The organism is Sandaracinobacter neustonicus, assembly GCF_006385875.1.
GTDB lineage: Bacteria > Pseudomonadota > Alphaproteobacteria > Sphingomonadales > Sphingomonadaceae > Sandaracinobacteroides > Sandaracinobacteroides neustonicus.
The window spans coordinates 33563-58966 of record NZ_VFSU01000028.1 but is presented as its reverse complement, the minus strand read 5'-3'; the positions used below and the strand labels follow the sequence as shown (position 1 = coordinate 58966).

Genomic DNA, 25404 nt, shown 5'->3' with positions numbered 1-25404 from the left:
AGGGTTGGAAGAGGCCCCGGGGTCGGACGCGGCCCCGGGGTTCTAGCCTTCAGGCCCGATCAGGGTTGAGCGAACAATTTCTGCAGGAACAGCGTTTCCACTTCGCGGCGCAGATCGTTGTTGGGCTTTTTCAGGAAGCCATGGCCTTCGTCTGCGAACAGCACATACCAGGTCTCATTGCCCTGTGCGCGCAGCTTCGCCACCACCTGATCGGATTCGGATTGCGGCACGCGCGGATCGTTCGCGCCCTGCATGATCAGCATCGGCTTAGTGATTTTGCCGATATTGGCCATCGGCGAGATGCGGGCGAACACTTTCTGCATGGCGGGATCGCGCTCGTCGCCATATTCGGCGCGGCGGTTGTCCCGGCGGTAGCTTTCCGTGTTGTTGAGGAAGGTGGCGAAATCGCTGATGCCATAGCGGGCGACGCCGCCCGCCAGCCGATCCGAATAATGCGTCATCACGGCCAGCGACATATAGCCGCCATAGGATTGGCCATAGACGGCGACTTTCGCGGGATCGAGATCGGGCTGGGCCTTCACCCAATCCAGCAGCGCGCCGATGTCTTTCACCGAATCCTCGCGCTTGGCGGCGTTGTCGAGGTTCAGGTAGCGGCGGCCATAGCCGTCTGAGCCGCGCACATTGGGCAGGATTACCGTCGCGCCCAGCGCATCGGCGAAATATTGCGCGCCATAGTTCCACACCGGGCGGCTCTGCGATTCCGGGCCGCCGTGGATGTCGATGATCACCGGGGTGCGCACGCCCGCCGCCACGCCCTTCGGGCGATAGACGAAGGCGGGGATGGATTCGCCGTCGAAGGATTTGAAGCGGATCAGGCGCGGTTCGGCGAGCGTCGCCGGGTCCAGCTCGCCCAGTTCGGACGTGGTCCAGCGCACCAGCTTGCCGTCTGCGATGTCCCAGATCCACACGTCTCCGGCTGAGGTGGCGTTGGTGAAGCCGAGGCCGAGGCGCTTGCCATCGGGCGAGAAGGACAGCGCCTGCAGCACGCCGTTCGGCAGCGCGGGCGCGGGCAGCGCCGCGCCGCTGGCGAAATCGATCAGGTGCAGGCGGGAGAAGCCATCCTCATTCTGCGCATAGGCGAGCGTGCGCTTGTCCGGCGAAAGGGCGAATTCCTCCACATCCCATTTGCGGCCTTGCGCAGGCGGCGGGGCGATCACCCGTTGCGCGCCGGTCGCCATGTCCAGCTCCGCCAGTTGCCGCGTGTCGGACTCGCGATCGGAGATGACGAGCAGCTTGCCCGCGTTCGGGCTGTAGCGCACCGATTCATAACGGGCGGGCGGGGCCTTCGGGGCGATGCGGCTGGCTTCCCCGGTGGCGAGGTTCAGACTGAACAGCTGATTCTCCCGGTTGGAGAGGCTGCGCGTGATGATCAGGCTGCCGCCATCCGGCGCGATGGCGGCCGGGGTGACGGCGCCATCCGAGCGGTAGAGTTCCCGCGCCGGGGCGTCCGTGGCGGGATCGAGGCCGAGGATGCGATAGCCGGCGCTGCCCTTGCGCGCCTCTGCCCACACCAGCAGGTGGCCATCGGCGCTGACGACGGTTCCCTGATTGCGCGTGCCGGGCTGGGTGATTTGCCGCGCCGGGCCGTTCACCCCCCGCAGGAACAGCTGGAACCATTCATCGCCGCCCGTGTCGCGGCTGTAGACGAAGCGATCCGTGCCGGGGATGGCAAGCGCGGAGGCGACCGGCTCGCTGCCGAAGCTGAGCTGGGTGCGCGCGCCGCCCGGCTGCGTCACCCGGTGCAACTGCCGGGTGGCGCCGAAGCGGGTGCCGATCAGGATGGAGCCATCCGCCAGCCAATCCTCGAACTCGGCGGCGCGGTTCATCTGGTAGCGTTGCACCGCCGCCGTTACCTCGGCAGGCACGGGCGGCACATTTTCCAGCCGGGCGCTGCCCTGCTGCCGGGTTTCCACCGCAGACGCCGTGGCCGGAACGGCGGCGGCAAGCAACAGGGCAAGGATGATCTGGCGCATGTGAAAGGCTTTCGCTTCAGGCGGTTCGGCGGGACTTGTGCTGGACGATGGCCACGCTGGCAAGCGTGAGCACAGCCGCGAACGCCGCCGCCAGCCACAGTGCGCCTGCCTGAAAGCGCAGCCAGGAAAAGGCCCCCAGCGTGCCGCCCGCCACCAGCCCCGCCCACAGCAGCAGCCAGGGCAGCCACTGCCAGCGCGGCCCGCCGGTCAGGGCATCCGCCAGCCGGCTGCCGATCTTCACCAGCGTGCCCGTCATGTAAGTGAGGCCGAAGGCGACTTCGCCGTTGCGCTGGAACACCATGTTTTCCGCCCCCATCGCGAAGGCGACGAACAGGAACGCCCCCGGAGCAGCGCCGGGCTGATGCAGCAACGCCCCCAGCGCCAGCGCCAGCGTGACGAGCAGCAGCACCCCCGGCTTGCGCCACCGCCCGGCCGCGCGCGCCGCCAGCGAGCCGGCGGTGACACCCGCGACAAAGGCGGCCACCAGCGATCCCGCCACCGCCGCCGCCGCCGCTTCGCTGGCAAGGCCGACACCGACACGGGTGCTGTTCCCGCTCATGAAGGAAACGAAAAAGCCGCCCATGCCGAGGAATCCCATGGCATCGGTAAAACCGGCAAGCGCCGCAAGACTCGCGGCGAGCGCCTGAGACGGACGATCCAGCAACTGCATGGCCCGGACCTTAGCGGCTTCGCGGGGGCAGGGAAAAGGGCAACAGAAAAGGGGCCGCCCTTTCGAGCGGCCCCTTCCTGCCCAACCACCGCTGGCCACGGTGGCGGTCGTGACGATGTCTGTGTGTTTAGCGCGTTTGTGGGGGTTTGTGTGTGACGGATCGTGAACCGGGTGGGGTGGGCGGGGTTTTTGCCTCCGGCGGGGCGGGCTCTGCCCGCCACCCGGCAGGGGCGTGACGCCCCTGCACCCCCGACATTATTTTAGCCCCTCCCGTTGACGCTTCGCGTCAGCTTCGCTTCGAGGGGAGGGGTTGGGGTGGGGGCCATCCGCCGGGCGTGAGGTTGGGATTTATTGCCTGCGGCGCTTTGGGGCGTGTTCCGCTCTCCTCTCCACACGTCACCCCGGACTTGATCCGGGGACCCGCTTTCTTCTCCAACGTTGCGGATGGAAAGCTGGACCCCGGATCAAGTCCGGGGTGACGGTTGTGGGTGTGGGGAGGTTGGTGGGTTTCTGTGGGGCCTTCGACCCTTCGACAAGCTCAGGGCTCAGGCTGAGCGGGTGGGGATGTCAGCGGATCAGGCCCGGTGGTGACACCCCCTCTCCATCTCTCCCCCTTGCAGGGGGAGAGGGCTTCCTAGCGCCGCAGGCAATCGAATCTGATCACGCGCACGAAGTTGGAGTTGCAGCGAAACGCAAATGTAGAGGGTGCAGGGAAATCATTTCCCTGCCGGGTGCAGGGCAGAGCCCTGCCCGCCGGAGGCGAAAAACCCAGCCCCAAACGTAAAACGGGCCGCCCCTTCTGCGAAGGAGCGGCCCGCCCGAGCCCTGTGGTGCGACCCAAAGGCTGCCAGTAAACTGCTATTCCGCGACCCGACTGGTTCTGCGGTGTCTGCCGCTTGCTGTCAGACCGACCATGACTGCGCCCAGAGCCAGCATCATCCAGCTGGACGGATCGGGCGCGACACCGGTTGCGGCGAGCACGGGGGCGGCTGCTCCGGCTGCGACAAGTGCTGCGATGATCGGTTTGTTCATAGCGACGACCCCATATTGTTCTGATTACGGGTTTTATTGACCTTGGCCTCCCCGGTTTGCCCGAGTGAGGTGGTAGACCCTGATTAACCCAAAATCAGATGAGTTGCTGTTAACCTTTGTAACATGATGCGCCAGCGGGGCAGCGCCGACCGGTGCCAAAGACAAGCCGTTCGGCGCGGGGGCCGGAATGGCCGCTGGCAGGCCGTTGCTATTCGGCGGCGAACGGCAGCGGCTGGTTCAGGCCGAGTTGCGGCAGCGCCGATTCCAGATCGGAGAGCACGGCTGCGATCTGCGCCGCAAGGGGGGCAAAACCGGCGTGGGGCCTCAGCAGCGCCGGGTCCATATAGAGCGCGCGATCGAATTCCAGCTGCACGCAATGCACGCCTGCCAGCGGGCGGCCATGGCGTTCCGTGGTGTAGCCCCCGGCATAGGGGCTGTTGCGCGCGACCTTCAGCCCGTGCGTGGTGAAGGCATTGTGCAGCCAGTCCACCAGCGCGGGCGCGGCGCTGCGGCCGTGCAGATCGCCCAGCACCAGCGCGGGCGCGTTGGGCGTTTCAAGGCTGGGCATGGAGTGCACGTCCAGCAGTACGGCATGGCCGTGGCGGGCCAGCGTGCGGGCCAGCGCGGCCTCTATGGCGGCGTGCCAGGGGCGGTGCAGGCGGGCGATGCGCTCGGTGCCGGTGGTGGCGGGCAGGCGGGCGTGGTGGATGGGCTGGTTCGGCGCGACGACGCGGGGGAACAGGCCATAGCCGCGCCGCACCCGATCCGTGATGCGGGCGACGGGGGTGACTTGCCCCACGAACATGGACGGGTCCAGCTCGTCCTCGGCGCGGTTCAGATCGATCACGGCGCGGCTGTGGACGGCCTCCAGCAGCGGCAGGCCGGTGGCGGCGGCAGGCGCAAGCAGCGCGCCGACATGGGCATCTTCGATGCGGCGGAGCGAGCGGACATCCAGCCGGGTCGCGGCGAGGAAATCGGCGGGCATATGCGTGCCGCTGTGCGGCGAGGCGAGCAGGATCGGGCGGCTGCCATCGAGCGCGCCGGTGAGGCGATAGGGGGCCGTCACGCCAACACCTTCATATGGTGAAGGATTCTCCGCAGCCGCACATTCCCTTGGCGTTCGGATTGTTGAACACGAACCCCGCGGTGAAATCATCCTCCACCCAATCCATCACCGAACCGATGAGGTAGAGCAGCGACGCGCCATCGACATAGAGCGTGCCCGAGGGGGTTTCGATTGCCTCGTCGCCCGGCTTCGCGGTTTCCACATAATCGATGGAATAGGCGAGGCCCGAGCAGCCGCGCTTGGGCGTGGAGAGGCGCACCCCCGCGACCGGCCCGGGGGCCTTGGCGATCAGATCGGCGATGCGGCGTTCCGCGCCGGGCGTCAGGCTGATGGGCGCGGGGCGCGGGCGGCGGGTGATCGTGTCTGTGCTCATAGCATTCCAAGCTCCAGCCGGGCCTCGTCAGACATGTTCGCCGGGTTCCACGGGGGATCCCACACAAGGTTGACGTCTGCGGTGGCGACGCCGGGGACGGACATGACGCGCAGTTCCACTTCGGCCGGCATGGATTCGGCGACCGGGCAGTGCGGCGTCGTCAGCGTCATGGTGATGGTGACATGGCCTTCATCCACGTCCACGCCATAGATCAGGCCCAGATCATAGATGTTCACCGGGATTTCCGGATCGAAAATGTCCCGCAGGGCGGTGATCACCTGATCCTTCAGCGTTTCGCCTTCCAGCGCCTCGATCATGGGCGGGCGTTCCTTCAGGAAGCCGTCTAAATAATCGCGCTGGCGCGGCTCGGCGGCCAGCGGCGGGGCCTTGGGCACGGTTGGGGCCTCCTCCACCAGTTCCACCTCGAAGCGGCGGATTTCGGGGGTTTCGCTCATCCGAAGATCCTTTGTGTGCGTTCAATACCGGCCACCAGTTTCGCCACGTCGCCCTCTGTGCTGTGGGCAGAGAAGCTGGCGCGCGCGGTGGCGGGCACGCCCAGCCAGCGCATCAGCGGCTGGGCGCAATGGTGCCCGGCGCGGATGGCGACCGCGCCTTCGTCCAATATGGTGGCGACATCATGCGGGTGGATAGCGCCCACGGCGAAGCTGAGGATTCCGGCGCTGTCCGCCGGGCCGAACAGGCGGACGCTGTTCAGGCGGGAGAGTTCGGCGCGCGCGATGCCGAGCAGCGCGCGTTCGTGCGCGTCGATGGCCTCGATGCCGACACCTTCCACCCAGCGGATTGCGGCGTGCAGGCCAATCGCGCCCGCGATGTGCGGCGTGCCCGCCTCGAAGCGCTGCGGGGCGCTGGCGTAGGTGACGCGTTCGAACCGCACTTCGTCGATCATCGCCCCCCCGCCCTGCCATGGCGGCATGGTGTCGAGGATGGATTTGCGCACCCACAGCACGCCGATCCCGGTGGGGCCATAGAGCTTGTGCGCGGAAAAGGCGTAGAAATCCGCGCCCAGCGCGACGACGTCCACCGCCAGCCGGGGCGCGGCCTGACAGCCATCCACCAGCAGTTTCGCGCCCATGGCATGGGCGGACGCGGCGATCTTGGCGATATCCGCCACGGAACCCAGCACGTTGGAAACATGGGCAACCGCGACCAGCTTCGTCGCCGGGCCGATCAGCGCGATCAGCGCCGCTTCGTCGATGCGGCCATCCTCCGTCAGCGGGGCGACGTCGATTTCCGCGCCGGTGCGGTCCGCCAGCATCCGCCAGGGGACGATATTGGCGTGATGCTCCAGTTGCGTCAGCAGGATGCGGTCGCCGGGGCCGATGTTGGCATCGCCCCAGCTGTTGGCGACGAGGTTGATCGCCTCCGTCGCGCCGCGCACGAAGATAGTTTCATCCGCCCGGCCATTGATGAAGCGGGCGGCGGCTTCGCGCGCGGCTTCATAGGCCTCTGTCATATGGGCGGAGCGGGCGTAGACGCCGCGATGCACGGTGGCATAATCGCGGGCATAGGCCTGTTCGATGGCCTCGATCACGGCGCGGGGTTTCTGCGCGGTGGCGGCGGCGTCCAGATAGGCCCAGCCCTCGGGCAAAGCGGGGAATTCGCCGCGCAGGTCCAGCAGGGCGGGGGCGATAGCGAAATGGGCGGCGAGCGGCATCATGCGCGCGCACCCAGCCATGCGCCGGTTTCGACTTCCAGCGCCTCGCTGTTCGCAAGGCCGGAGAGCGCATCGGCGACGAAGGCGCGGGTCAGCAGCGCCTGTGCTTCGGCGCGCGGGATACCGCGCGATTCGAGGTAGAACAGCGCCGCCTTGTCCAGCTCGCCCACGGTGCAACCATGGGCGCATTTCACATCGTCGGCGAAAATCTCCAGTTCCGGCCGCAAATTGGCAGTCGCGGTGCGCTTCAGCACCAGCGCGCGGGCAGATTGTTCGGCGTCCGTCTGCTGCGCATCGCGGGCGACGGCGATGCGGCCGAGATAATTGCCGGTCGCGCGCTCATCCAGCACCAGCCGGATGCGCTGGCGGCTGTCCGCGCCGGGCTCGTCATGGCGGACATCGGTGACGATTTCCTGCGTCGCATCGCCAGCGCCCAGCAGGATGCCGCCGAGATCCAGATGCGCGCCCGCCTTCAGACGCGCCTGCACGGCCACGCGGGCGTAGCTGCCGGATTGCACGAGGATCACCAGCGCCAGCCGCGCGCCGGGCGCCAGTTCGACGCGCAGATCATGGATGCCGCCATCTGTTACGCGCACGACTTCCTCGCGCACCTGCCCGGCTGGAATGCTGATCAGGCGGGCGGGTGGTGGTGGCCACAGCGCCTCCACCGCCTTCAGGTCGGCATAGCGCCATTCCTCGCTCTTCCGGGTGGGAAGGGCTGTCATGCAGCGATGCCTTCATAGCCCTGCGCTTCCAGCCGGAGCGCGAGATCAGGCCCGCCGGTTTCGACGATGCGGCCGCCCGCCAGCACATGCACCACATCGGGTTTCACATGATCGAGCAGCCGCTGATAATGGGTGATCAGCAGCACGGCGCGTTCGGGCGAACGGAAGCGGTTGATGCCTTCGGAAACGATGCGCAGTGCGTCGATATCCAGCCCGGAATCGGTTTCATCCAGCAGGGCGAATTTCGGCTGCAATATGCCCAGCTGGAACGCCTCGTTGCGCTTCTTCTCGCCGCCGGAAAAGCCGACGTTCACGCCGCGCTTCAGCATCTCCATATCCAGCCCCAGCACGGCGGATTCCTCGCGCACGCGCTTCAGGAATTCCGCGCCGGAGATTTCGGCTTCGCCGCGCAGCTTGCGCTGGGCGTTCAGCGCGGTGCGCAGGAACAACAGATTGGAAACGCCGGGGATTTCCACCGGATATTGAAAGCCAAGGAACAGCCCGGCGGCGGCGCGCGCGTTCGGCTCCAGCGCGAGCAGATCTGCCCCCTCGAAGGTGGCGCTGCCTGCGGTCACTTCATAGCCCTCGCGGCCCGCCAGCACATGCGCCAGCGTGGACTTGCCCGCGCCGTTCGGCCCCATGATGGCCGCGACTTCGCCCGCCTTCACGGAAAGCGTGAGGCCCTTCAGGATTTCGCGGTCGCCGACCTTGGCGTGAAGATTGGTGATTTCCAGCATCAGTTGTTCTTGTCTTCCTGCATGCGCTTGTCCGCCAGTTCCTCGACACGGCGGGCCTGCTCCTCGCGGGTGCAGGCGGTCATCTCGGCAGGCGGGGTGGAGCGGGACGGCAGCTTCAGCGTGCAGGCGACGGCGGCTTCGCACGTCAGCTTGTCCACCTCTGCGTCTCCGCTGGATTTCTGGATGGTGCAGATGCCCGGCTGACCATGGCCGGTGCGCAGCAAATGCACCTGCACCAGCTTCAGCTTGCGGGCGAGGATGACGATCTCGTCGCCGTCATCCGGCGCAGCTTCAGGCGGCGGCGTGGTGGCGGCCTGCGCGAGCAGGAACAGGGCGAACAGGCTCATCCGACGCTCCCTTCCAGGTGCGCACGAGAAAGCCCCTCCCCTTCAGGGGAGGGGTTGGGGTGGGGGCCATCCGCACGCGCAACCGCCTGCTCATCCAGCGCATCGGAAATCACCCGCAGAACCCCCTCCATGTTCCGCATCACATCGTCATTGTTCACGCGCAGAACGCGATAACCCTGTGCCGCAAGTGCCGAATCCCGCACGGCGTCCCGCCCCGCAGCGTGCGTGTGGCCATCGACTTCAACGATCAACCGCTTCGACGGGCAAACGAAATCCGCGATGTAGGGGCCGATCACCGCCTGCCGACGGAATTTGTGACCCGCAAGCTGGCCGTTCGAGAGGTTCCGCCACAAGCGCTTTTCCGGTTCGGTCGGATTGTTGCGCATGTCGCGCGCCCGGGATTGCAGAACCGAGCTTGTGTCTGCGGATAGCCCCCACCCCTTGCCCCTCCCCTGAAGGGGAGGGGTTTGCGTTCGTTTTGCGGTGTCTGTTGGGGTCAGGCTCATCCCACCGAACCTTCCAGTGAAATGCCCAGCAGTTTCTGCGCTTCCACCGCGAATTCCATCGGCAGTTGCTGCAGCACTTCGCGGCAGAATCCGTTCACGATCAGGGCGACCGCTTCCTCGCTGCTCAGCCCCCGGCTTTGCGCGTAGAATTTCTGGTCTTCGCTGATCTTGCTGGTGGTGGCCTCATGCTCGATCTGGGCGCTGGGGTTCTTCACCTCGATGTAAGGAACGGTGTGCGCGCCGCAGCGGCTGCCGATCAGCAGGCTGTCGCACTGGGTGAAATTGCGGGCGTTTTCCGCCGTTGCGGCCACCTTCACCAGCCCGCGATAGGTGCTGTCAGAGCGGCCCGCCGAAATGCCCTTGGCCACGATGGTGGAGCGGCTGCCCTTCCCCAGATGGATCATCTTGGTGCCGGTGTCGGCCTGCTGGAAATTGTTGGTGACGGCCACCGAATAGAATTCGCCGACCGAATCCTCGCCCGCCAGCACGCAGCTGGGGTATTTCCATGTGATCGCGGAGCCGGTTTCCACCTGCGTCCAGCTGACCTTGGCTCTCGCGCCCCGGCACAGCGCGCGCTTCGTCACGAAATTATAGATGCCGCCCTTGCCGTTCGCGTCGCCGGGATACCAGTTCTGCACGGTGGAATATTTGATCTCGGCGTCGGCCTCTGCGACCAGTTCCACGACTGCGGCGTGCAACTGGTTTTCATCGCGCTGCGGGGCGGTACAGCCTTCCAGATAGGAGACATAGGCCCCTTCTTCGGCGATAATCAGGGTGCGTTCGAACTGGCCCGTGTTTTCCGCGTTGATGCGGAAATAGGTGCTCAGTTCCATCGGGCAGCGCACGCCCTTGGGCACCAGCACGAACGTGCCATCGGAAAACACCGCCGCGTTCAGGCAGGCGAAGTAATTGTCGCGCACGGGCACCACGGAGCCGAGGTGCTTGCGGATGAGATCAGGATATTCGCGGATCGCCTCGGAAATGGAGAGGAAGATCACGCCTGCCTTCTTCAGCTCGTCGCGGAAGGTGGTGGCGACGCTCACGCTGTCGAACACGGCGTCCACCGCGACCTTGCGCGCGCCCTCCACCCCGGCGAGCACCTTCTGCTCCTCGATGGGGATGCCCAGCTTTTCGTAGGTGCGGCGGATTTCCGGATCGAGTTCATCGAGCGACGCCAGAGTCGGCTTCGCCTTCGGCGCGGCGTAGTAATAAGCGTCCTGATAGTCGATCGGCGGGATCTTCAGCTTCGCCCAGTCCGGCTGCTCCATCGTCAGCCACAACCGATAGGCCTTCAGCCGCCACTCCAGCATCCATTCCGGCTCATTCTTCTTGGCCGAAATAAAGCGGACGGTGTCTTCAGACAGGCCCTTGGGCGCGAAATCCTGCTCGATCTCGGTCGCGAACCCCCATTTGTAGGTGGAGAGTTCGTCGACCGCGGCTGCGGCTTCTGCGTTTCTGACGTCGGGGATGGTCGCGGTCATGCCGGCACCTGCATACGTTCGGGGGCCAGTTCAGCAAGGCTGACGCCCGCCAGCGCTGCATGCACGGCGCGGTTCACCGGCGCCCAGTGCGGCTTCACCTGGCACGAGGTGGAGAGGTTGCAGCAATCCGCGCCCGGCTGGCCGCAATGCGTCAGCGCGATGGGGCCGTCGATTGCCTCCACGATATCGGCAAGGCTGATCGCCGAAGCTTCGCGCGCCAGCGCGAACCCGCCCGCCACCCCGCGTTGCGAGGTGAGCAGCCCGGCCCGGCCCAGCTGGCCCATCAGCTTGGCGACGGTGGGGGCGGGAATACCCGTCAGCTGCGCCACCTGCGCGGCAGACGACAGCCGACCCTCCGCAGCCGCGCGTGCGGCCGCCGTCATCACGACGACTCCATAATCAGCAAGGTTGGACAGGCGCAGCATCAGCTCGATTCGATTTAAGACCGGATTTGTCCGATTTAAATGGGTCGGGGGCCCCACGCAATCAAGATTGCGCAATCAGGGACTGCGCAATCAAGATGGCGCGGCTCCGTCCCTCATTTCGCCTTTTTCGCAGCGATATAAGCGTTCACATTTTCTTCCAGCACGTCCATCGGCACCGCGCCTGAGAGCAGCACGGCATCGTGGAAATCGGCCATGTTGAACTTCGCGCCCAGTTCCTTCTGCGCCTTGTCGCGCAATTCGCTGATCTTCAGGCGGCCCACCATGTAGGCGGTCGCCTGACCGGGCAAGACGGCGTAGCGCTCGATGGCCTTCACCACGCCGCCGGGCGCGTCTGCGCTGTTGTCCAGCACATATTGGATCGCCTGTTCGCGGCTCCACTTCTTGTCGTGCAGGCCGGTATCCACCACCAGCCGGATGGCGCGGTGCAGTTCCAGCTGCAGGCGACCGAAATCGCGGTAGGGGTCGGTGTAGAAGCCCATGTCCTTGCCCAGCTTTTCGGCATAGAGGCCCCAGCCTTCGGACCATGCCGTGAAGCCGCCGAAGCGGCGGAAGGCGGGCAGATCCTTCAGCTGGCTGGTGACGGAGCCGTCCAGATGGTGGCCAGGCACGCCTTCATGATAGGCCAGCGCCTCCACCTCGGTGTTGGGCATGTCGGCCATGTCATACAGGTTCACATAATAGATGCCGGGGCGCGAGCCATCGGGGGCCGGGCGGTTGTAAAAGGCCTTGCCCGCCGATTTCTCGCGGAAGGGTTCCACCGCCTTCACCGTCAGCGGCGCTTTGGGCGTGGCGGCGGGGCTGAAATACGCTGGCAGCTTCGCCGTCATCGCCTTGATGGCCTTGTCCGTCTCGGCCAGATATTGCGCCCGGCCCTCGGCGGTGTTGGGGAAATAATTCTCCGGCCGGGTGCGCATATATTCGAAGAAGGCCTTCAGATCGCCTTTGAAGCCGACTTGCTGGCGGATTTTGTCCATCTCGCCATGGATGCGGGCCACCTGTTGCAGCCCCAGATCATGCACCTGCGCGGGTGTCATGCTGCTGGTGGTGTAGAAGGCGAGGCGTTCGGCGTAATATTTGTCTCCGCCGGGGAAGCGCCACACGCCGTCTCCCTCTGGCGCGCGCGCCTGTTGCGCGGTGATGAAGGCGGCGGTGCGGGCATAGGCGGGCTTCACCACCTGCGTCAGCGCCGTGGCGGCCTGCGCGATCAGCGCGTCCTTCTCGGCCTGCGGCAGGTCCAGCTTCGCCACCTTGCCCTTGAAATCGGCGAACAGCGCGGAATCCGCGCCGCCATCGAAGGGTGCGCCCTTGGTGATGTTGCCGATGTCGGCCAGCACATAGGGGAAGGTCCAGCGCGGGGGGATAACGCCGATCTTCTCGCTATCGGTCGCGTTGGCGATGGCCTGATCCAGCACGGCGCCGATGCCGTTCAGGCGGCTGATATAGGCCTCTGCATCGGCCTTGCTGCCGATCTGGTGGATGTTGATCAGGAAGGCGGGAATGCCGCTTTGCACCCCGTTCATCTGATCGAAGGCGTAGCGGTAATGGCGCAGCGGCCATGCCGCCGCCTGACGCGCCATCTGATATTCGAACAGCCGGTAGCTCAGCTTCGACTGGCCCGACAATTTCGCCGGATCGAAGCGGCGCTTCATTTCGGCCAGTGAATCCTGCCCCAGCTTGTAGCGCACCAGATTGGCGGCATCGCTGTCATCCGTCCATTTGCCAAAGTCGGCGTCGCGGATGCTGCGGAATGTTTTCATTTCCGGGCTTAGGGCCAGCTGCTTCTGGTCATAGGCCTCGAAGAAGGCCGCCAGCGCGGCATTCTGTTCCCCGTTCACGGCAACGGCCGGGGCGGCGGTGACCGCCGGGCCTGCAACGGCAAGGGCGAGGGCGGAGGAAATGAGGGCGGCACGCAGCAACATGGGCGTCTCCTTGTCTCGGGAATGTCGGGGCTGTTGCACTGACCGGCCCCGCACTGCAAGAGACGGCAATGGCGCAACTCTATTTCTATTATGGCGCGATGAACGCGGGGAAATCCACCACCCTGCTGCAGGCGAGCTTCAATTACCGCGAACGCGGCATGACGACGATGCTGTGGACAGCCGCCGTGGACGACCGCGCCGGGGCCGGGCGCATCGGCTCTCGCATCGGGCTGGAGGCGGAGGCGCGCATGTTCGGGGCCGAAACGGACCTGTTCGCGGCCATCAGCGAAGGGCCGCCGGATTGCGTGCTGGTGGATGAGGCGCAGTTCCTTTCGCCCGCGCAGGTGGATCAGCTGGCGCGTGCGGTGGACCGGCTGAACGTGCCGGTGCTGGCCTATGGCCTGCGCACCGATTTTCAGGGGCGGCTGTTTCCCGGATCGGAGCGGCTGCTGGCCATCGCCGACAAGTTCGTGGAGCTGAAGGCGGTGTGCCACTGCGGCCGCAAGGCGACGATGAACCTGCGGGTGGATGAGGCGGGGCGGGCGCTGACCGCAGGCGCGCAGACGGAGATCGGCGGCAATGACCGCTATGTGGCGGTGTGCCGCCGCCATTTCATGGACGCGTTTGAAGCTTAGCGGTTCTTCGCAGGCACCCAGAGGATATCGCCCTCGCCGCCGGACTCCGGTCGATTGGCGTGGCGGGCCATCACGAACAGATGGTCTGACAGGCGGTTCAGATAATGGATAGCGTGTGGGTTCAGCGGTGCATCTTCGCTGGCCGCGACGGCATCGCGCTCGGCGCGGCGGGTGATGGCGCGGGCCAGATGCAGATGCGCGGACAGCGCCGTGCCGCCGGGCAGGATGAAGCTGTTCAACGCGGACAGTTCGGCGTTCATCGCGTCGATCTCCGCCTCCAGCCGCGCCACTTGAGACGGCACCGTGCGCAGCGGCGGCCATTCCGGTTGCGCCGCGCCGGGCAGCCATTCCGCGCCGGGGGTGGCGAGGTCCGCGCCGACATCGAACAGGTCGTTCTGGATGCGGTCGATCATCGCCAGCGAGTCGCCGCCCGCGTGCAGCCGGGCGAGGCCCAGCGCGCTGTTGGCTTCGTCCACGCTGCCATAAGCGGCGACGCGGGCGCTGTGCTTGGACACCCGGCTGCCATCGGCAAGCCCGGTGGAGCCGTCGTCGCCCGTTCGGGTATAGATCTTGTTCAGCTTCACCACGGGCTTAACTGCCCGAAAGGCCGCGCCCGCCGATCGCCAGCAGCAGGATCACCAGCAGGATCGTCAACGCCTGAAAGCCGACCCGCATCGACATATATTTGTTGGACTGCTCGCCCGAGAGATCCTTGCCCTGCGCCATGGTGATGATGCCGCGCACCAGCACATAGGCGGTGGCAAGCGCCGCCAATATGATCAGCGCGATGATGAAGCCGTTCATGCGCTGCCCTCTACCAGCGTGGCGGCGGCCATGCACCCCATCATTTCAGTCCACTTCATGGAACAGGATCGCGATATCCGGCCCATGCGGGTCCAGCGCGGCCAGCCTTGCCGCCAGCGCCGGGCCGTCTACGCCGGTTTCGCGAAGGCTGGCCAGCGTGTCCGCCTTGTCGCGCTTCGCCAGCCGCCGCCCGTCCGGTGCGAGCAGCAGCCGGTGGTGGTGATAGCGCGGCGCGGGATGGCCCAGCAGCGCCTGCAACAGCCGCTGCACCGGCGTCGACTCGATCAGGTCGCGCCCGCGCACGATATCGGTGACGCCATCCTCCGCATCGTCCACCACGCAGGCGAGCATATAGCCCACGCCGATATCCTTGCGCGCCAACACGATATCGCCGCCCGCCAGCGGGTCCGCGGGCTGTTCGCCCAGCCCGGCTTCCGCCCATGTGAGCGGCCCGGCACGGGCGGCCGCCTTTGCCACATCCAGCCGGATCGCCGGATCGCGCGTTGCCGCCCGGCGCGCGGCCTCCGCCGCCGAAAGCCCCCGGCAGGTGCCGGGATAGAGCGGCTGGCTTCCATGCGGCGCGGCGACGGCCGCCGCGATATCCGCGCGGGTGCAGAAGCAGGGATAGGTCAGCCCCATCGCCGTGAGTAGGTCCAGCGCGGCCTGATGCGCGGCGCGGCGCGCGCTCTGCACCGACACCGCATCGGGCTTCAGCCCCAGCCATGCGAGATCGTCGTGGATCGCCTGCACGAAGTCCGGCCGGCAGCGGCTGCTGTCGATATCCTCGATCCGCAGCAGCCAGCGCCCGCCCGTTTCGCGCGCCAGCCGCTCGCCCAGAACGGCGGACAAGCCGTGGCCGAGGTGCAACAAGCCGCTGGGCGATGGGGCAAAACGGGAAACAACTTCGGCGGGCTGCATCTGGCGCTTGACCTCAACAATATCTGGTGCTGTCATACACGCGACATACAGCCTCTGGTATAGGGGCGCTCGACAAAGCGCAGGCGTGAAAGCGGCTGCCCGACGTGCGATAGGGATAGTGGCTTTCAGGCCTGCTCCGGAGATTGAGGAGCGGCGGCCATGTATCATCCCGATCTTTTCCAGGAACGATGGCGGCCCGAGCATGACGGCGGCCGCTGGCAAAGCCCGCAGGCCTGCCCGGCGTTGGTGCTGAACGCCGACTACACCCCCTTAAGCTATTACCCGCTCAGCCTGTGGAGCTGGCAGGACGCGATCAAGGCCGCCTTTCTTGAGCGGGTGGACGTGATCGCCCAGTATGAGCGCGAAATCCGCAGCCCCAGCTTCACCATGCGGCTGCCCAGCGTGGTCGCGCTGCGCCAATATGTGAAGCCCAGCCAGAACCCGGCCTTCACCCGCTTCAACCTGTTCCTGCGCGACCGCTTCCAGTGCCAATATTGCGGATCGCACCATGAGCTGACGTTCGATCATGTCGTGCCGCGCGCCTATGGCGGTCGCACCACATGGCAGAATGTCACCACGGCCTGCGCGCCGTGCAACCTGCGCAAGGGCGGGCGGACTCCGGCTGAGGCGCATATGCTGCCGCGCACCCGTCCGACGCAGCCGACGAGCCACCAGTTGCAGGAGCATGGGCGGGCGTTTCCGCCGCATTATTGTCATGAGACGTGGCGGGATTATTTGTATTGGGATGTGGAGCTTGAGGCGTAGGCGGCTATGATTAAGGCGCAGCCTTAACTCACAGACTCGCCGAAGGCTCGGCCGGCGGGGCGGAGGGCTTCAGCCCGACGAACCCGTCCGACGACTCGCGGCTTTGCCGCGATCTTCCTTCCTTCTCTTACCCCACCAAAAGCGGACTCGGCGGCTTCGCCGCCGGCCGCGCCCATGCTACCCTCCACCCACAGCGGGAGGAGCGCACCTATGCCACGCATCACCAGCCTTGGCGGCATTTTCTACAAGGTCTTAGACGTTGATCGCACCCGCGCCTGGTATCAGGAAAATCTGGGGATCGGCGGCGAATGGGGCGCGATGTTCCCCTACAGCAAAGACAGCGCCGAGGCGTTCAGCCTGCTCTCCCCGTTCAAGGCGGAAACGGATTATTTCGCACCGTCTGACGCGCCCTTCATGATCAACCTGCGCGTGGATGACATCGACGGCTTCGTCGAGGAGCTGGAGGCGAGGGGGATCGAGATTCTGGGGCGGCAGGACGAGGATTATGGCCGGTTTGCGTGGATATTGGATTGTGATGGCGTGAAGGTGGAACTGTGGGAGCAGTTGGGGCCTGCGCCTGAGTGATTTGTGCGGGGGGCGCGGCCGGCGGCGAAGCCGCCGAGTCCGCTTTGGGGATTCAAGGAAATAGAAAGAAAAAGTCCCGGCAAAGCCGGGACTCGTCGGCCGGATATCGGCGATAGAGATCGCCGATTCCGCCGGCCGGGCTTTCGCCGAGTCTGCGAGTTAAGGCTTTGCCTTAATCGCAGCCGACTTTAGCCAACCACTTCCTCAGGCTTAAAGAAATAAGCAATCTCAATCGCCGCATTCTCCTCGCTGTCAGATCCATGCACCGTGTTCGCCTCGATGCTCTCCGCCAGTTCCTTACGGATCGTGCCAGCGTCCGCATTATCGGGGTTCGTTGCGCCCATCACCTTGCGGTTCAGCGCCACGGCGTCTTCGCCTTCCAGCACCTGCACCACCACCGGGCCGGAGGTCATGAAGGCCACCAGATCGGCGAAGAAGGGGCGCTCGGCATGCACGGCGTAAAAGCCTTCAGCCTGCGCCTTCGTCAGGTGCAGCCGCTTGCAGGCCACCACGCGCAGGCCGGCGTCTTCCAGCATGGTCGTCACCTTGCCGGTGATGTTGCGACGCGTGGCGTCGGGCTTGATGATCGAAAAGGTCCGGGTCACGGCCATTGGGAAATTCCTGTGCTTTTACGGGGAAATTTGGCGGCGGCCTTTAGCGGAGCATGGTGCGGCGCACAAGGGTGGGGCTGTTCCTCCCCCGCAAAGCGGGGGAGGGGGACCACGAAGTGTTGGAGGGGGGGGCGGCCGCAGGCAAAGCCTGCGAGTCCGCCTGGAAGGGAGAAGGAAGGAAGAAAGATCGCGGCGAAGCCGCGAGTCGTCGGACTGGTCGGCGATAGAGATCGCCGCCTCAGCCGGCCGGGCCTTCGGCGAGTCTGTGAGTTAAGGCTTTGCCTTAATCACAGCCGCCTGCGGCTGTGCCAGAAGCCCGTAAGCCGGGTTCTGTTCCCTCTCGGGCGGCGACCATTCATCTCGGATGCGCGTCGCCACGCACCTCCAGCAACCAACCCGCACGCGTCAGCCGGATCAGGCCTGCCCGCCGAAGCGAAGCACCGCGCGCCTATTCGGTCTTGCTCCCGGTGGGGTTTGCCGTGCCGCGCCTGTTGCCAGCCGCGCGGTGCGCTCTTGCCGCACCCTTTCGACCTTGCCCTCACCCCGAAAGGCCGGAAGGCGGTCTGCTTTCTGTGGCACTGTCCCTGGGGTCGCCCCCGGCGGGCGTTACCCGCCACCGTCAATCCTTGGAGCCCGGACTTTCCTCGACCCTTCACAGGGACGCGGCCGCCTAGACTTCTGGCACCGCTTTCACTTGTGCCGGGCGGCCGAAAAGGTCAAGTTGCGGGCCTGTTGACAGGAGGATGATTTGGCGAACGAACCGGCAACCACGAACGATTTCGACATGAACCGTCCCACGATCATCAGCCTGCTCTATGTGGGCAGCTTTCTGGCAGGCATCACCTCCATTATCGGCGTGATCCTCGCCTATATGTGGAACGGGGAACCGCACGACAGCTGGCAGGACAGCCACTTCCGCTATCACATCCGCACCTTCTGGATCGGCATCGTCTGGACGATCGTCGCCATTATCGGCTCCATCATAACGCTGTTCATGCTGGCGTGGGTGCTGTTCCCGCTGGTTTCCGTGTGGTTCATCGCCCGCGCCATCAAAAGCCTGATGGCCGCGCAGAAGCAGCAGCCGCTGACGAACGTGGAAACCTGGATCGTCTGAGGGAGACACCACCATGGCGAATGGACCCCGGCTGGACGACGCAGCCCCCGAAAGCCACAACAACGAGCAGGACGATGGCCCGCAGGCGCAGGATGTCGCCGAAGATGCGCTGAACCCCGGCCCGGAATTGCAGGACAGCCGCCACGGCCCGTCAGACCCCGCCAGCCTGTATGACGACGAGCCCGCCGACCTTGTGGACGTGATGCGCGAGATGGTGGAGACCGGCGAAATCGACACCGGTGCCTTCGAAGGCGAGCCGATGCACGACGACGAAGAGGAGATTCTGGGCGACACCGACCCCGGCGACGATGAACTGGACAATATCGAGGATATGGACAGCGCGATGTCCGATCTGGACAGCGACTGGGGCGAGGATGATCTGAGCGCGGACGAGTAGGGGGAGGTTGGGACCCTTCGCTTTCAATCGCCTGGTTTCGCGCACTCGCTCGATGTTGGGCCGCTGCCCTCACCATTCGTCACCCCGGACTTGATCCGGGGTCCAGCTGTTCTTCGGCGACGTTGCGGGTGGAAAGCTGGACCCCGGATCAAGTCCGGGGTGACGGTTGTGGGTGTGGGGAGGTTGGCGGGTTTGGCCCGGCGTTGCTCCCCTCTCTCCCCAGCGGGGAGAGAGAGTCTTGGTCGCGCTTGTTGTGATGTCAGTGGATCAGGCCGGGCGGTGACACCCCCTCTCCAACTCTCCCCCTTGCAGGGGGAGAGTGCTTCGTAGCGCCGCAGGCAAGCGAATCTGATCACACGCACGGCGTTGGAATTGGGCCGCTCCGCCAATGTCGAGGGTGCAGGGAAATCATTTCCCTGCCGGGTGCAGGGCAGAGCCCTGCCCGCCAGAGGCAAACCCCCAGCCCTCGCGCCAAACCCGCCCCGCTTACCGCCCCGTCTGCGCGCGTTGTTGCAGCTTCATATCGGCCAGCACCAGCGCCATCATGGCTTCGGCGACGGGTGCGGCGCGGATGCCGACGCAGGGGTCGTGGCGGCCTTTGGTGGTGATCTCGGTGGCCTCGCCGGCGCGGGTAATGGTTTCCACTGGCGTCAGGATGGAACTGGTGGGTTTCAACGCGAGGCGCACCACCACGGGCTGGCCGGTGGAGATGCCGCCTGCCACACCTCCGGCGTGGTTGGCGAGGAACAGCGGCTTGCCGTCTGGCCCGGGGCGCATGGCGTCGGCGTTGTCCTCGCCCCGCAGGCGGGCGGCATGGAAGCCGTCGCCGATTTCCACGCCTTTGACCGCGTTGATGGACATCATCGCGGCGGCGAGCTGGCTGTCCAGCTTGTGGTAGAGCGGCGCGCCCCAGCCCGGCGGCACGCCTTCGGCCACCACTTCCACCACGGCGCCAAGGGAGGAGCCGGATTTGCGCGCGGCGTCCAGCGCGACTTCCCAGCGCGCGGCGGCTTTGGCGTCGGGGCAGAAGAAGGGGTTGTTGTCGATTTCGGCGGCGTGGAAGTTGCCGCGATCGATGGCATCTCCACCGATTTCGACGAGGTAGCCGCTGATCCGCACATCCGGCCCCAGCACCAGCCGCGCGACAGCCCCGGCGGCGACGCGGGCGGCGGTTTCCCGCGCGGAGGAGCGCCCGCCGCCGCGCGGATCGCGCAAGCCATATTTGGCGTCGTAGGCGTAATCGGCATGGCCGGGGCGGTATTTCACCGCGACCTCGGAGTAATCCTTGGAGCGTTGATCGACGTTGCGGATCAGCAGGCTGATGGGGGTGCCGGTGGTGCGGCCCTCGAACAGGCCCGAGAGAATTTCGACGGCATCCGGCTCCTGCCGCTGCGTGGTGAAGCGCGACTGGCCGGGGCGGCGCTTATCAAGGAAGGGCTGAATATCCGCTTCGGACAGCGCCAGCCCCGGCGGGCACCCATCCACCACCGCACCCAGCGCGGGGCCATGGGATTCCCCCCATGTGGTGAAACGAAACAGATGGCCGAAGCTGTTGTGCGACATGGGGGGGGTGATGGCGGAATGGTCGCAGTTTGGCAAATTCTGGAACGCCAGTTTTCGGCAACCACGATGTCACTTGACTTTGTCGATTGCACCCGCAGATTGCCCCCACCTTTGTTCAGGGAGAGTTCATGCGTAGCAAATTGGTCTGGGTGACATCGATCGCCCTTGTTTCAGCACCTGCGTTCGCTATCGATCCGCCGAAATCACCCCCTGCCGAGATCGCACCAGCGCCTGTCGCTGCGCCCCCCGCTGCGGTTGCACCGACCGCCGCACCCGCTGTTGCCGCACCGACGGGGGTGCTGCCGGCGAATACTGATGTGCTGCTGCGCATGGATCAGGATTTGAACAGCAAATCGGTCAAAATGGGCGACCGCTTCAACATGACGGTGGTGAATGATGTCGTTTCCAGCGGCGTCGTGGTGATCCCGGCAGGGACGCGCGGCGTCGGTGAAGTGACCTATCACACCAACAAGGGGGCATTCGGCAAATCCGGTAAGATGGAAATCGAGCTGAAGTATCTGGAGTTAGGAGACAAGCATGTGCCGATCACCGGCAAATATCGGCAGGAAGGCGAAGGCAACACCACGGCGACCGTTGCAGCGGTGGTTCTGGTTGGTGTGTTCAGCGCCTTTGTGACGGGCAAGAGTGCCCTGATCCCGCAGGGGCGAGAACTGATGGCACAGACGGATGTGCCGATTGCTTATGATCCGGCGACAGCGCCCAAAGCGACGATGCTGACGGTTCAGCCTGCAGCCGCCAAGCCGACCAACTGAGAGTTCAGGAACAAGTAGCGCGTGTCGGCCCGTCGTCCACCCGAGAGGTGGGTGGGCCGACCGTTCTTGCAGAGTGGCGGCCGGCGGCAAAGCCGCCGAGTCCGCTTTGGCGAGTTAAAAGAACAGAAAGAAAAAATCCGGCAAAGCCGGACTCGTCGGACGGGTTCGTCGGCTTGAAGGCCTCCGCCCCGCCGTCCGTGGCTGCGCCGAGTCTGCGAGTTAGCGCTTCGCGCTAATCGCGGCCGGCTACGCCAAAGCAATATCCGGCGCGTCCTCCGCCTTCATGCCCACCACATGGTAACCGCTGTCCACATACAGCACTTCGCCGGTGGTGCCTGAGGCCAGATCGCTCAGCAGGTAGACGCCCGCGCCGCCCACATCGTCCAGCGTGGTGTTGCGCTTCAGCGGCGCGTTCAGTTCGTTCCACTTCAGGATGTAGCGGAAATCGCCGATGCCGCTGGCCGCCAGTGTTTTCACCGGGCCTGCGGAAATGGCGTTCACGCGGATATTGTCGCGGCCATAATCCACCGACAGATAGCGCACGCTCGCCTCCAGCGCGGCCTTGGCCACGCCCATCACATTGTAATGCGGCACCACCTTTTCCGCACCATAGTAACTTAGCGTGAGGATGCTGCCGCCGTCCGGCATCATCGCCGCCGCCCGGCGCGCCACGGCGGTGAAGCTGTAAACGCTGATATCCATCGACATCAGGAAATTGGCGCGGCTGGTTTCGGCATATTTCCCGCGCAGCTCGTTCTTGTCGGAAAAGCCGATGGCGTGGACGAGGAAGTCGATCGTCGGCCAATCCTTGGCCAAATCCGTGAACAGCGCGTCCATCGATTCGTCGGAAGATACGTCGCAATCGAACAGCTTCGCCGCGCCCAGCGACTCTGCCAGCGGCCGCACGCGCCTTTCCAGCGCCTCGCCCTGATAGCTGAAGGCCAGTTCCGCGCCCTGCGCGCTGAGCGCCTGCGCGATGCCCCACGCCAGCGACCTGTCGTTCGCCACGCCCATGATCAGCCCGCGCTTGCCCGCCATCAAACTCATGTCGCTCTCCGCCGTTCGAAGCGATCCATTAGCCGCCGGATTCGGCCGGTTCAATCATAGCTGTCGGCCAGCGCGGCGTTCACCTCCACCCCGGCCACCAGCGCGAAGCCCACGCCATAGAAGAACAAGAGCGCCAGCATCACGCCGGACAGCGCGCCATAGGTGAGGCCCATGTGGCTGAAGCTGGAAAAGGTCGGCCCCAGCAGCAAGGATCCGATGGACCATGCGATGGTGGTGATCAGCGCGCCGGGCCATGTGGGGCTGTAGCGCATCGATGGCGGCGTCAGCAGCTTCAGCAGCGCCCACAGCACCAGAAACAGCACGATGGGGGTGACGACGCGGGACCAGTCGATCCAGCCCGGCAAATCGATCCCGCGCGGCACAAGGCTTTCCACCGCGCGGATCGCCACCACGAGGGAGACCTGCAGCAGGAAGATCACCACCACCAGCAGCACCGCCACCAGCGTCCCCGCCAGCGATTGCAGCCGGTAATGCAGGAAGCCGCCATCGGGCGGGAGATCGAAGGCGCGCAGGCTGATATCGCGCAGGGTTTCGATGAAGGTGGTCACCGTCCACAACGCGACGAGGCCGCCGATCCACAGCAGATTGCCGGTGCGGGCCTGCAGCACTTCCTCGATCACCGGCTCGAACAGGCGGGCGATGTCGTAAGGCAGCGCGCGCAACAGCCCTTCGATGGCGTAGCGGCCCGCGTCGGTCTCCCCGAAGGCGACGGTGACGGCGGTGATCAGGATGATCAGCGGCAGCAGGGTGACGAGCGAGAGATAGGCGATGTTGCCCGCATGGATATAGCCGTCACGCAGGGTGCGGCCGATCACCCGGCGGGCGATGCCGATGGTTCGGGGGCGCTTCGCGGCGAGGCGAGCGAACCACCCCTCCAGCTCGGCCAGGCCCGGGATGGTCACGCCGTCTGCGCCCGCGCCTTCAGGAAATCGGCGAGTTCGGGATCATCCGGCACCTCCACCAGCACGCGGGCGATCAGGTCGCCGCGGCTGCCATCCTTGCGGGTGAAACCCTTGCCCTTCAGGCGCAATTGCTTGCCGGATGAGGTGGCGGGCGCAATCGTCGCCATCACCTCGCCTTCCGGTGTGGCAACGCGCGCCTTGCCGCCCAGCACGGCGGTTTCCAGCGGCACCGGCGTTTCCGCGCGCAGATCGAAGCCATCACGGGTGAAGCGCGGGTCCGGCTGGATCGCCAGCGTGACGATGGCGTCACCCGGCCCGGCGGGGCCTTGCTCGCCCTGCCCGTTCAGCCGCAGCTGCTGGCCATCCTCCACGCCCTTCGGGATCGCCAGTTCGATCGTCTTGCCGTTGCGCAGCGCCAGCCGCACCGTGCGGGCCAGCGCCGCGTCGATGAAGGGCACCGCCAGCCGGTAGTTCAGGTCCGCGCCCTTTTGCGGCGCGCTGCGGAAGCCGCCGCCGGAAAAGCCGCCCCGCCCGCCCGAGGCGCGGCCGAACAGTTCGGAGAACAGATCGGAGGGGTCTCCGCCAAGGTCGAAATCGAAATCCGGGGCGCTGCGCCCGCCAGCACCGGGACGCGGCCCGGGGCGGTAGCCGCCGCCCGCCCCCGCGCCGCCGAAACCGGCGAACTTGGGATTGCCCTGTTCGTCGATCTCGCCCCGGTCATATTTCCCCTTTTTCTCCGCGTCGGACAGGATGTCGTAAGCGGCGGTCACCGTCTTGAAGCGGTCGGCGGCCTTGGGATTGTCCTTGTTCTTATCCGGGTGGAGTTCCTTCGCGAGCTTGCGATAGGCGCGCTTGATCGCGGCGGCATCGGCCGTGCGGGGCACCCCAAGTTCGGAATAAAGATCAGCCATCAGCGGTTCGAAATCCTGTGCGCAAACTGTTGCATAAAAGCCACACTCGATATAGGCGACCCGCATGGCTGCGGCAAGATGCCATTGCGGCGGCCCCGGCCTTGCGGCTGGGCCTCCACGCGCCTAGCGAACAGGCATGACAGATCCATATGCGCTTTTTGGAGACTGGTTTGCCGAGGCGCAAGCCGCCGAAGTGAATGACGCCAACGCCTGCGCGCTGGCCACGGTGGAATTGCGCGGCGACGAACTGCCCCTGCCTGACGTGCGCATCGTGCTGATGAAAAGCTATGACGCGGGCGGCTTCCTGCTGTTCACCAACTATGACAGCGCCAAGGGTCGGCAGATCCGGCAATGCCCGATGGCGGCGCTGGATTTCCACTGGAAAAGCCTGCGCAAGCAAGTGCGCGTGCGTGGCAGCATCGGCCGCGCCACGCTGGCGGAAAGCGACGCCTATTTCGCCACCCGCCCGCGCGAAAGCCAGCTCTCCGCATGGGCCTCCAGCCAGTCCGAACCGCTGGACGCGCGCGAAACCTTCGAAGCCCGGCTGGACACAATGGCCGCCCGCTTCCCCGGCGAGGTGCCCCGGCCCAACAATTGGGGCGGATACCGGCTGGTGCCGAACAGCATCGAGTTCTGGGAGGATCGACCCGGCCGCCAGCATTGGCGCACACGGTTCGTGAAAACGCCGGGCGGGTGGGAGAGTGGGTTGTTATATCCCTGAGGCGGGGGCGCGACGTTTGAAGGGCGCGGCCTGCTACTGTGGTGGAGCGGCTAACGAGAATTGAAGGGGCTCTGCCCCTTCACCCCGGCAGGGGCGTGACGCCCCTGCACCCCCGACGTTTTTTAAGCCCCTCCTCTTCAGGGGAGGGGTTGGGGTGGGGGCCATCCGCTTGGCGCGAGGTCGGTGGTTATTGCCTGCGGCGCTTTGGGGCATATCCCACCCTCTCCACACCCACACCCGTCACCCCGGACTTGATCCGGGGTCAAGCTTTCCACCCGCAGCGTTGCCGAAGAACAGCTGGACCCCGGATCAAGTCCGGGGTGACGGTTGTGGTTGGTTGGGAGCGTGGTGGGTTTGTTCAGGGGCCTTCGACAAGCTCAGGCTGAGCGGGTGGAGAGGTTGGTGGGCTTGGCCCGGCGTTGCTCCCCTCTCTCCACCTCTCTCCCCAGCGGGGAGAGAGAGCCGCGTTGCGCCGCAGGCAATCGAATCTGATCACACACACGGCGCTGGTGTTCAGGCGCAACGCAAATGTTGAGGGTGCAGGGAAATCATTTCCCTGCCCGCCGGAGGCAAAAAAAACCGCAGGCAGGGTTCCAAGGGCAGAGCCTTTGGTCACCGGAGGCATCTCCCACCCCACCCCAACCCCACCCCCGCCGCATGGCAGCC

28 protein-coding genes and 1 other RNA gene are annotated in these 25404 nt (G+C 65.7%); 7 read left to right on the top strand and 22 right to left on the bottom strand.

The window, feature by feature from the left end; all coding sequences use genetic code 11:
• Positions 1–59: 59 nt before the first annotated feature.
• The 13 genes from FJQ54_RS11830 to FJQ54_RS11770 form a co-directional block, all read right to left on the bottom strand.
• Positions 60–1994 (bottom strand): S9 family peptidase, encoded by a 1935-nt coding sequence (locus FJQ54_RS11830; RefSeq protein WP_140928622.1) that lies wholly within the window; start codon positions 1992–1994, stop codon positions 60–62.
• 16 nt (positions 1995–2010) lie between these two features.
• Positions 2011–2664 (bottom strand): YoaK family protein, encoded by a 654-nt coding sequence (locus tag FJQ54_RS11825; RefSeq protein ID WP_140928621.1) that lies wholly within the window; start codon positions 2662–2664, stop codon positions 2011–2013.
• Positions 2665–3904: 1240 nt separating this feature from the next.
• Positions 3905–4762: an N-formylglutamate amidohydrolase gene (locus FJQ54_RS11820; RefSeq protein WP_181160126.1), complete on the bottom strand. Its 858-nt coding sequence runs from the start codon at positions 4760–4762 to the stop codon at positions 3905–3907.
• A 10-nt stretch (positions 4763–4772) separates the two neighbouring features.
• A complete protein-coding gene (locus FJQ54_RS11815; RefSeq protein WP_140928619.1) occupies positions 4773–5135 on the bottom strand; it encodes a HesB/IscA family protein in 363 nt (120 codons plus the stop codon).
• The gene (locus tag FJQ54_RS11810; RefSeq protein ID WP_140928618.1) at positions 5132–5590 is read right to left on the bottom strand and encodes an SUF system Fe-S cluster assembly protein; all 459 of its coding nucleotides are present in this window, start codon (positions 5588–5590) and stop codon (positions 5132–5134) included. The genes FJQ54_RS11815 and FJQ54_RS11810 overlap by 4 nt, the downstream gene beginning before the upstream one ends.
• Positions 5587–6831: a cysteine desulfurase gene (locus tag FJQ54_RS11805; RefSeq protein ID WP_408006025.1), complete on the bottom strand. Its 1245-nt coding sequence runs from the start codon at positions 6829–6831 to the stop codon at positions 5587–5589. The genes FJQ54_RS11810 and FJQ54_RS11805 overlap by 4 nt, the downstream gene beginning before the upstream one ends.
• Positions 6810–7535, bottom strand: coding sequence for a SufD family Fe-S cluster assembly protein (locus tag FJQ54_RS11800; protein ID WP_140928617.1), 726 nt, complete (start codon positions 7533–7535; stop codon positions 6810–6812). Before FJQ54_RS11800 ends, FJQ54_RS11805 begins: the two co-directional genes overlap by 22 nt.
• Positions 7532–8272, bottom strand: a complete 741-nt coding sequence (gene sufC / locus FJQ54_RS11795) for a Fe-S cluster assembly ATPase SufC (RefSeq protein WP_140928616.1) — start codon at positions 8270–8272, stop codon at positions 7532–7534. Before sufC ends, FJQ54_RS11800 begins: the two co-directional genes overlap by 4 nt.
• Positions 8272–8619 (bottom strand): hypothetical protein, encoded by a 348-nt coding sequence (locus tag FJQ54_RS11790; RefSeq protein ID WP_140928615.1) that lies wholly within the window; start codon positions 8617–8619, stop codon positions 8272–8274. Before FJQ54_RS11790 ends, sufC begins: the two co-directional genes overlap by 1 nt.
• Positions 8616–9026, bottom strand: a complete 411-nt coding sequence (locus FJQ54_RS11785; RefSeq protein WP_268920583.1) for an endonuclease domain-containing protein — start codon at positions 9024–9026, stop codon at positions 8616–8618. The genes FJQ54_RS11790 and FJQ54_RS11785 overlap by 4 nt, the downstream gene beginning before the upstream one ends.
• A gap of 95 nt (positions 9027–9121) precedes the next feature.
• Positions 9122–10606 carry a Fe-S cluster assembly protein SufB gene (gene sufB, locus FJQ54_RS11780; protein ID WP_140928613.1) on the bottom strand — a complete coding sequence of 495 codons (1485 nt, stop codon included), beginning with the start codon at positions 10604–10606 and terminating at the stop codon, positions 9122–9124.
• Entirely contained in the window at positions 10603–11031 is a 429-nt protein-coding gene (locus FJQ54_RS11775; RefSeq protein WP_328592179.1) for an SUF system Fe-S cluster assembly regulator, read from the bottom strand. Before FJQ54_RS11775 ends, sufB begins: the two co-directional genes overlap by 4 nt.
• Positions 11032–11144: 113 nt before the next feature.
• Positions 11145–12971, bottom strand: coding sequence for a DUF885 domain-containing protein (locus tag FJQ54_RS11770; protein WP_140928612.1), 1827 nt, complete (start codon positions 12969–12971; stop codon positions 11145–11147).
• Between the two features lie 68 nt (positions 12972–13039).
• Here FJQ54_RS11770 and FJQ54_RS11765 point away from each other — a divergent pair, with 68 nt between their 5' ends.
• Entirely contained in the window at positions 13040–13606 is a 567-nt protein-coding gene (locus FJQ54_RS11765) for a thymidine kinase (RefSeq protein WP_140928611.1), read from the top strand.
• Here FJQ54_RS11765 and FJQ54_RS11760 read toward each other — a convergent pair.
• Genes FJQ54_RS11760 through gluQRS form a run of 3 tightly spaced genes read right to left on the bottom strand, consistent with a single transcriptional unit; the run spans position 13603 to position 15364 of the window.
• Complete coding sequence (locus FJQ54_RS11760) at positions 13603–14193, bottom strand: cob(I)yrinic acid a,c-diamide adenosyltransferase (protein WP_140928610.1); 591 nt, start codon at positions 14191–14193, stop codon at positions 13603–13605. The genes FJQ54_RS11765 and FJQ54_RS11760 overlap by 4 nt on opposite strands.
• 4 nt (positions 14194–14197) lie before the next feature.
• Positions 14198–14410: a twin transmembrane helix small protein gene (locus FJQ54_RS11755; protein WP_140928609.1), complete on the bottom strand. Its 213-nt coding sequence runs from the start codon at positions 14408–14410 to the stop codon at positions 14198–14200.
• 45 nt (positions 14411–14455) lie between these two features.
• Complete coding sequence (gene gluQRS / locus FJQ54_RS11750) at positions 14456–15364, bottom strand: tRNA glutamyl-Q(34) synthetase GluQRS (protein WP_408006024.1); 909 nt, start codon at positions 15362–15364, stop codon at positions 14456–14458.
• A 123-nt stretch (positions 15365–15487) separates the two neighbouring features.
• Between gluQRS and FJQ54_RS11745 the strand changes: the two genes are divergently transcribed.
• Entirely contained in the window at positions 15488–16093 is a 606-nt protein-coding gene (locus tag FJQ54_RS11745; RefSeq protein ID WP_140928607.1) for an HNH endonuclease, read from the top strand.
• A 210-nt stretch (positions 16094–16303) separates the two neighbouring features.
• Positions 16304–16678, top strand: coding sequence for a VOC family protein (locus FJQ54_RS11740; protein WP_140928606.1), 375 nt, complete (start codon positions 16304–16306; stop codon positions 16676–16678).
• Positions 16679–16866: 188 nt separating this feature from the next.
• Here FJQ54_RS11740 and ndk read toward each other — a convergent pair whose 3' ends face one another.
• Positions 16867–17289 (bottom strand): nucleoside-diphosphate kinase, encoded by a 423-nt coding sequence (gene ndk / locus FJQ54_RS11735; protein WP_140928605.1) that lies wholly within the window; start codon positions 17287–17289, stop codon positions 16867–16869.
• Between the two features lie 304 nt (positions 17290–17593).
• An RNA gene (gene rnpB, locus FJQ54_RS11730) (RNase P RNA component class A) lies at positions 17594–17971 on the bottom strand.
• Between the two features lie 66 nt (positions 17972–18037).
• On the opposite strand from rnpB, the gene FJQ54_RS11725 reads away from it, so the two are divergent.
• Together FJQ54_RS11725 and FJQ54_RS11720 are read left to right on the top strand one after the other, a co-directional pair.
• A complete protein-coding gene (locus FJQ54_RS11725) occupies positions 18038–18403 on the top strand; it encodes a DUF4870 family protein (RefSeq protein ID WP_140928604.1) in 366 nt (121 codons plus the stop codon).
• Positions 18404–18416: 13 nt separating this feature from the next.
• Positions 18417–18800 (top strand): hypothetical protein, encoded by a 384-nt coding sequence (locus FJQ54_RS11720; protein ID WP_140928603.1) that lies wholly within the window; start codon positions 18417–18419, stop codon positions 18798–18800.
• A gap of 486 nt (positions 18801–19286) precedes the next feature.
• Here the strand turns inward: FJQ54_RS11720 and aroC are convergent, their stop codons facing one another.
• Entirely contained in the window at positions 19287–20363 is a 1077-nt protein-coding gene (gene aroC / locus FJQ54_RS11715; RefSeq protein WP_140928602.1) for a chorismate synthase, read from the bottom strand.
• An 86-nt stretch (positions 20364–20449) separates the two neighbouring features.
• On the opposite strand from aroC, the gene FJQ54_RS11705 reads away from it, so the two are divergent.
• A complete protein-coding gene (locus FJQ54_RS11705; protein ID WP_181160125.1) occupies positions 20450–21136 on the top strand; it encodes a hypothetical protein in 687 nt (228 codons plus the stop codon).
• 246 nt (positions 21137–21382) lie between these two features.
• Here the strand turns inward: FJQ54_RS11705 and fabI are convergent, their stop codons facing one another.
• Genes fabI through FJQ54_RS11690 form a run of 3 tightly spaced genes read right to left on the bottom strand, consistent with a single transcriptional unit; the run spans position 21383 to position 24017 of the window.
• Complete coding sequence (gene fabI, locus FJQ54_RS11700; RefSeq protein WP_140928735.1) at positions 21383–22174, bottom strand: enoyl-ACP reductase FabI; 792 nt, start codon at positions 22172–22174, stop codon at positions 21383–21385.
• A gap of 59 nt (positions 22175–22233) precedes the next feature.
• Positions 22234–23106, bottom strand: a complete 873-nt coding sequence (locus tag FJQ54_RS11695; RefSeq protein WP_140928599.1) for a YihY/virulence factor BrkB family protein — start codon at positions 23104–23106, stop codon at positions 22234–22236.
• Entirely contained in the window at positions 23103–24017 is a 915-nt protein-coding gene (locus FJQ54_RS11690) for a DnaJ C-terminal domain-containing protein (protein WP_140928598.1), read from the bottom strand. Before FJQ54_RS11690 ends, FJQ54_RS11695 begins: the two co-directional genes overlap by 4 nt.
• A gap of 136 nt (positions 24018–24153) precedes the next feature.
• On the opposite strand from FJQ54_RS11690, the gene pdxH reads away from it, so the two are divergent.
• Complete coding sequence (gene pdxH, locus FJQ54_RS11685) at positions 24154–24738, top strand: pyridoxamine 5'-phosphate oxidase (protein ID WP_140928597.1); 585 nt, start codon at positions 24154–24156, stop codon at positions 24736–24738.
• Positions 24739–25404: the final 666 nt, after the last annotated feature.

Excerpts from the sequence above, each read along its gene's own strand:
- FJQ54_RS11830 (WP_140928622.1), bottom strand. The coding sequence starts at position 1,994 with ATGCGCCAGATCATCCTTGCCCTGTTGCTTGCCGCCGCCGTTCCGGCC.
- FJQ54_RS11825 (WP_140928621.1), bottom strand. The coding sequence starts at position 2,664 with ATGCAGTTGCTGGATCGTCCGTCTCAGGCGCTCGCCGCGAGTCTTGCG.
- FJQ54_RS11815 (WP_140928619.1), bottom strand. The coding sequence starts at position 5,135 with ATGAGCACAGACACGATCACCCGCCGCCCGCGCCCCGCGCCCATCAGC.
- FJQ54_RS11810 (WP_140928618.1), bottom strand. The coding sequence starts at position 5,590 with ATGAGCGAAACCCCCGAAATCCGCCGCTTCGAGGTGGAACTGGTGGAG.
- FJQ54_RS11805 (WP_408006025.1), bottom strand. The coding sequence starts at position 6,831 with ATGGCTGGGTGCGCGCGCATGATGCCGCTCGCCGCCCATTTCGCTATC.
- FJQ54_RS11800 (WP_140928617.1), bottom strand. The coding sequence starts at position 7,535 with ATGACAGCCCTTCCCACCCGGAAGAGCGAGGAATGGCGCTATGCCGAC.
- sufC (WP_140928616.1), bottom strand. The coding sequence starts at position 8,272 with ATGCTGGAAATCACCAATCTTCACGCCAAGGTCGGCGACCGCGAAATC.
- FJQ54_RS11790 (WP_140928615.1), bottom strand. The coding sequence starts at position 8,619 with ATGAGCCTGTTCGCCCTGTTCCTGCTCGCGCAGGCCGCCACCACGCCG.
- sufB (WP_140928613.1), bottom strand. The coding sequence starts at position 10,606 with ATGACCGCGACCATCCCCGACGTCAGAAACGCAGAAGCCGCAGCCGCG.
- FJQ54_RS11775 (WP_328592179.1), bottom strand. The coding sequence starts at position 11,031 with ATGCTGCGCCTGTCCAACCTTGCTGATTATGGAGTCGTCGTGATGACG.
- FJQ54_RS11770 (WP_140928612.1), bottom strand. The coding sequence starts at position 12,971 with ATGTTGCTGCGTGCCGCCCTCATTTCCTCCGCCCTCGCCCTTGCCGTT.
- FJQ54_RS11765 (WP_140928611.1), top strand. The coding sequence starts at position 13,040 with ATGGCGCAACTCTATTTCTATTATGGCGCGATGAACGCGGGGAAATCC.
- FJQ54_RS11755 (WP_140928609.1), bottom strand. The coding sequence starts at position 14,410 with ATGAACGGCTTCATCATCGCGCTGATCATATTGGCGGCGCTTGCCACC.
- gluQRS (WP_408006024.1), bottom strand. The coding sequence starts at position 15,364 with ATGACAGCACCAGATATTGTTGAGGTCAAGCGCCAGATGCAGCCCGCC.
- FJQ54_RS11745 (WP_140928607.1), top strand. The coding sequence starts at position 15,488 with ATGTATCATCCCGATCTTTTCCAGGAACGATGGCGGCCCGAGCATGAC.
- FJQ54_RS11740 (WP_140928606.1), top strand. The coding sequence starts at position 16,304 with ATGCCACGCATCACCAGCCTTGGCGGCATTTTCTACAAGGTCTTAGAC.
- ndk (WP_140928605.1), bottom strand. The coding sequence starts at position 17,289 with ATGGCCGTGACCCGGACCTTTTCGATCATCAAGCCCGACGCCACGCGT.
- FJQ54_RS11720 (WP_140928603.1), top strand. The coding sequence starts at position 18,417 with ATGGCGAATGGACCCCGGCTGGACGACGCAGCCCCCGAAAGCCACAAC.
- aroC (WP_140928602.1), bottom strand. The coding sequence starts at position 20,363 with ATGTCGCACAACAGCTTCGGCCATCTGTTTCGTTTCACCACATGGGGG.
- fabI (WP_140928735.1), bottom strand. The coding sequence starts at position 22,174 with ATGGCGGGCAAGCGCGGGCTGATCATGGGCGTGGCGAACGACAGGTCG.
- FJQ54_RS11690 (WP_140928598.1), bottom strand. The coding sequence starts at position 24,017 with ATGGCTGATCTTTATTCCGAACTTGGGGTGCCCCGCACGGCCGATGCC.
- pdxH (WP_140928597.1), top strand. The coding sequence starts at position 24,154 with ATGACAGATCCATATGCGCTTTTTGGAGACTGGTTTGCCGAGGCGCAA.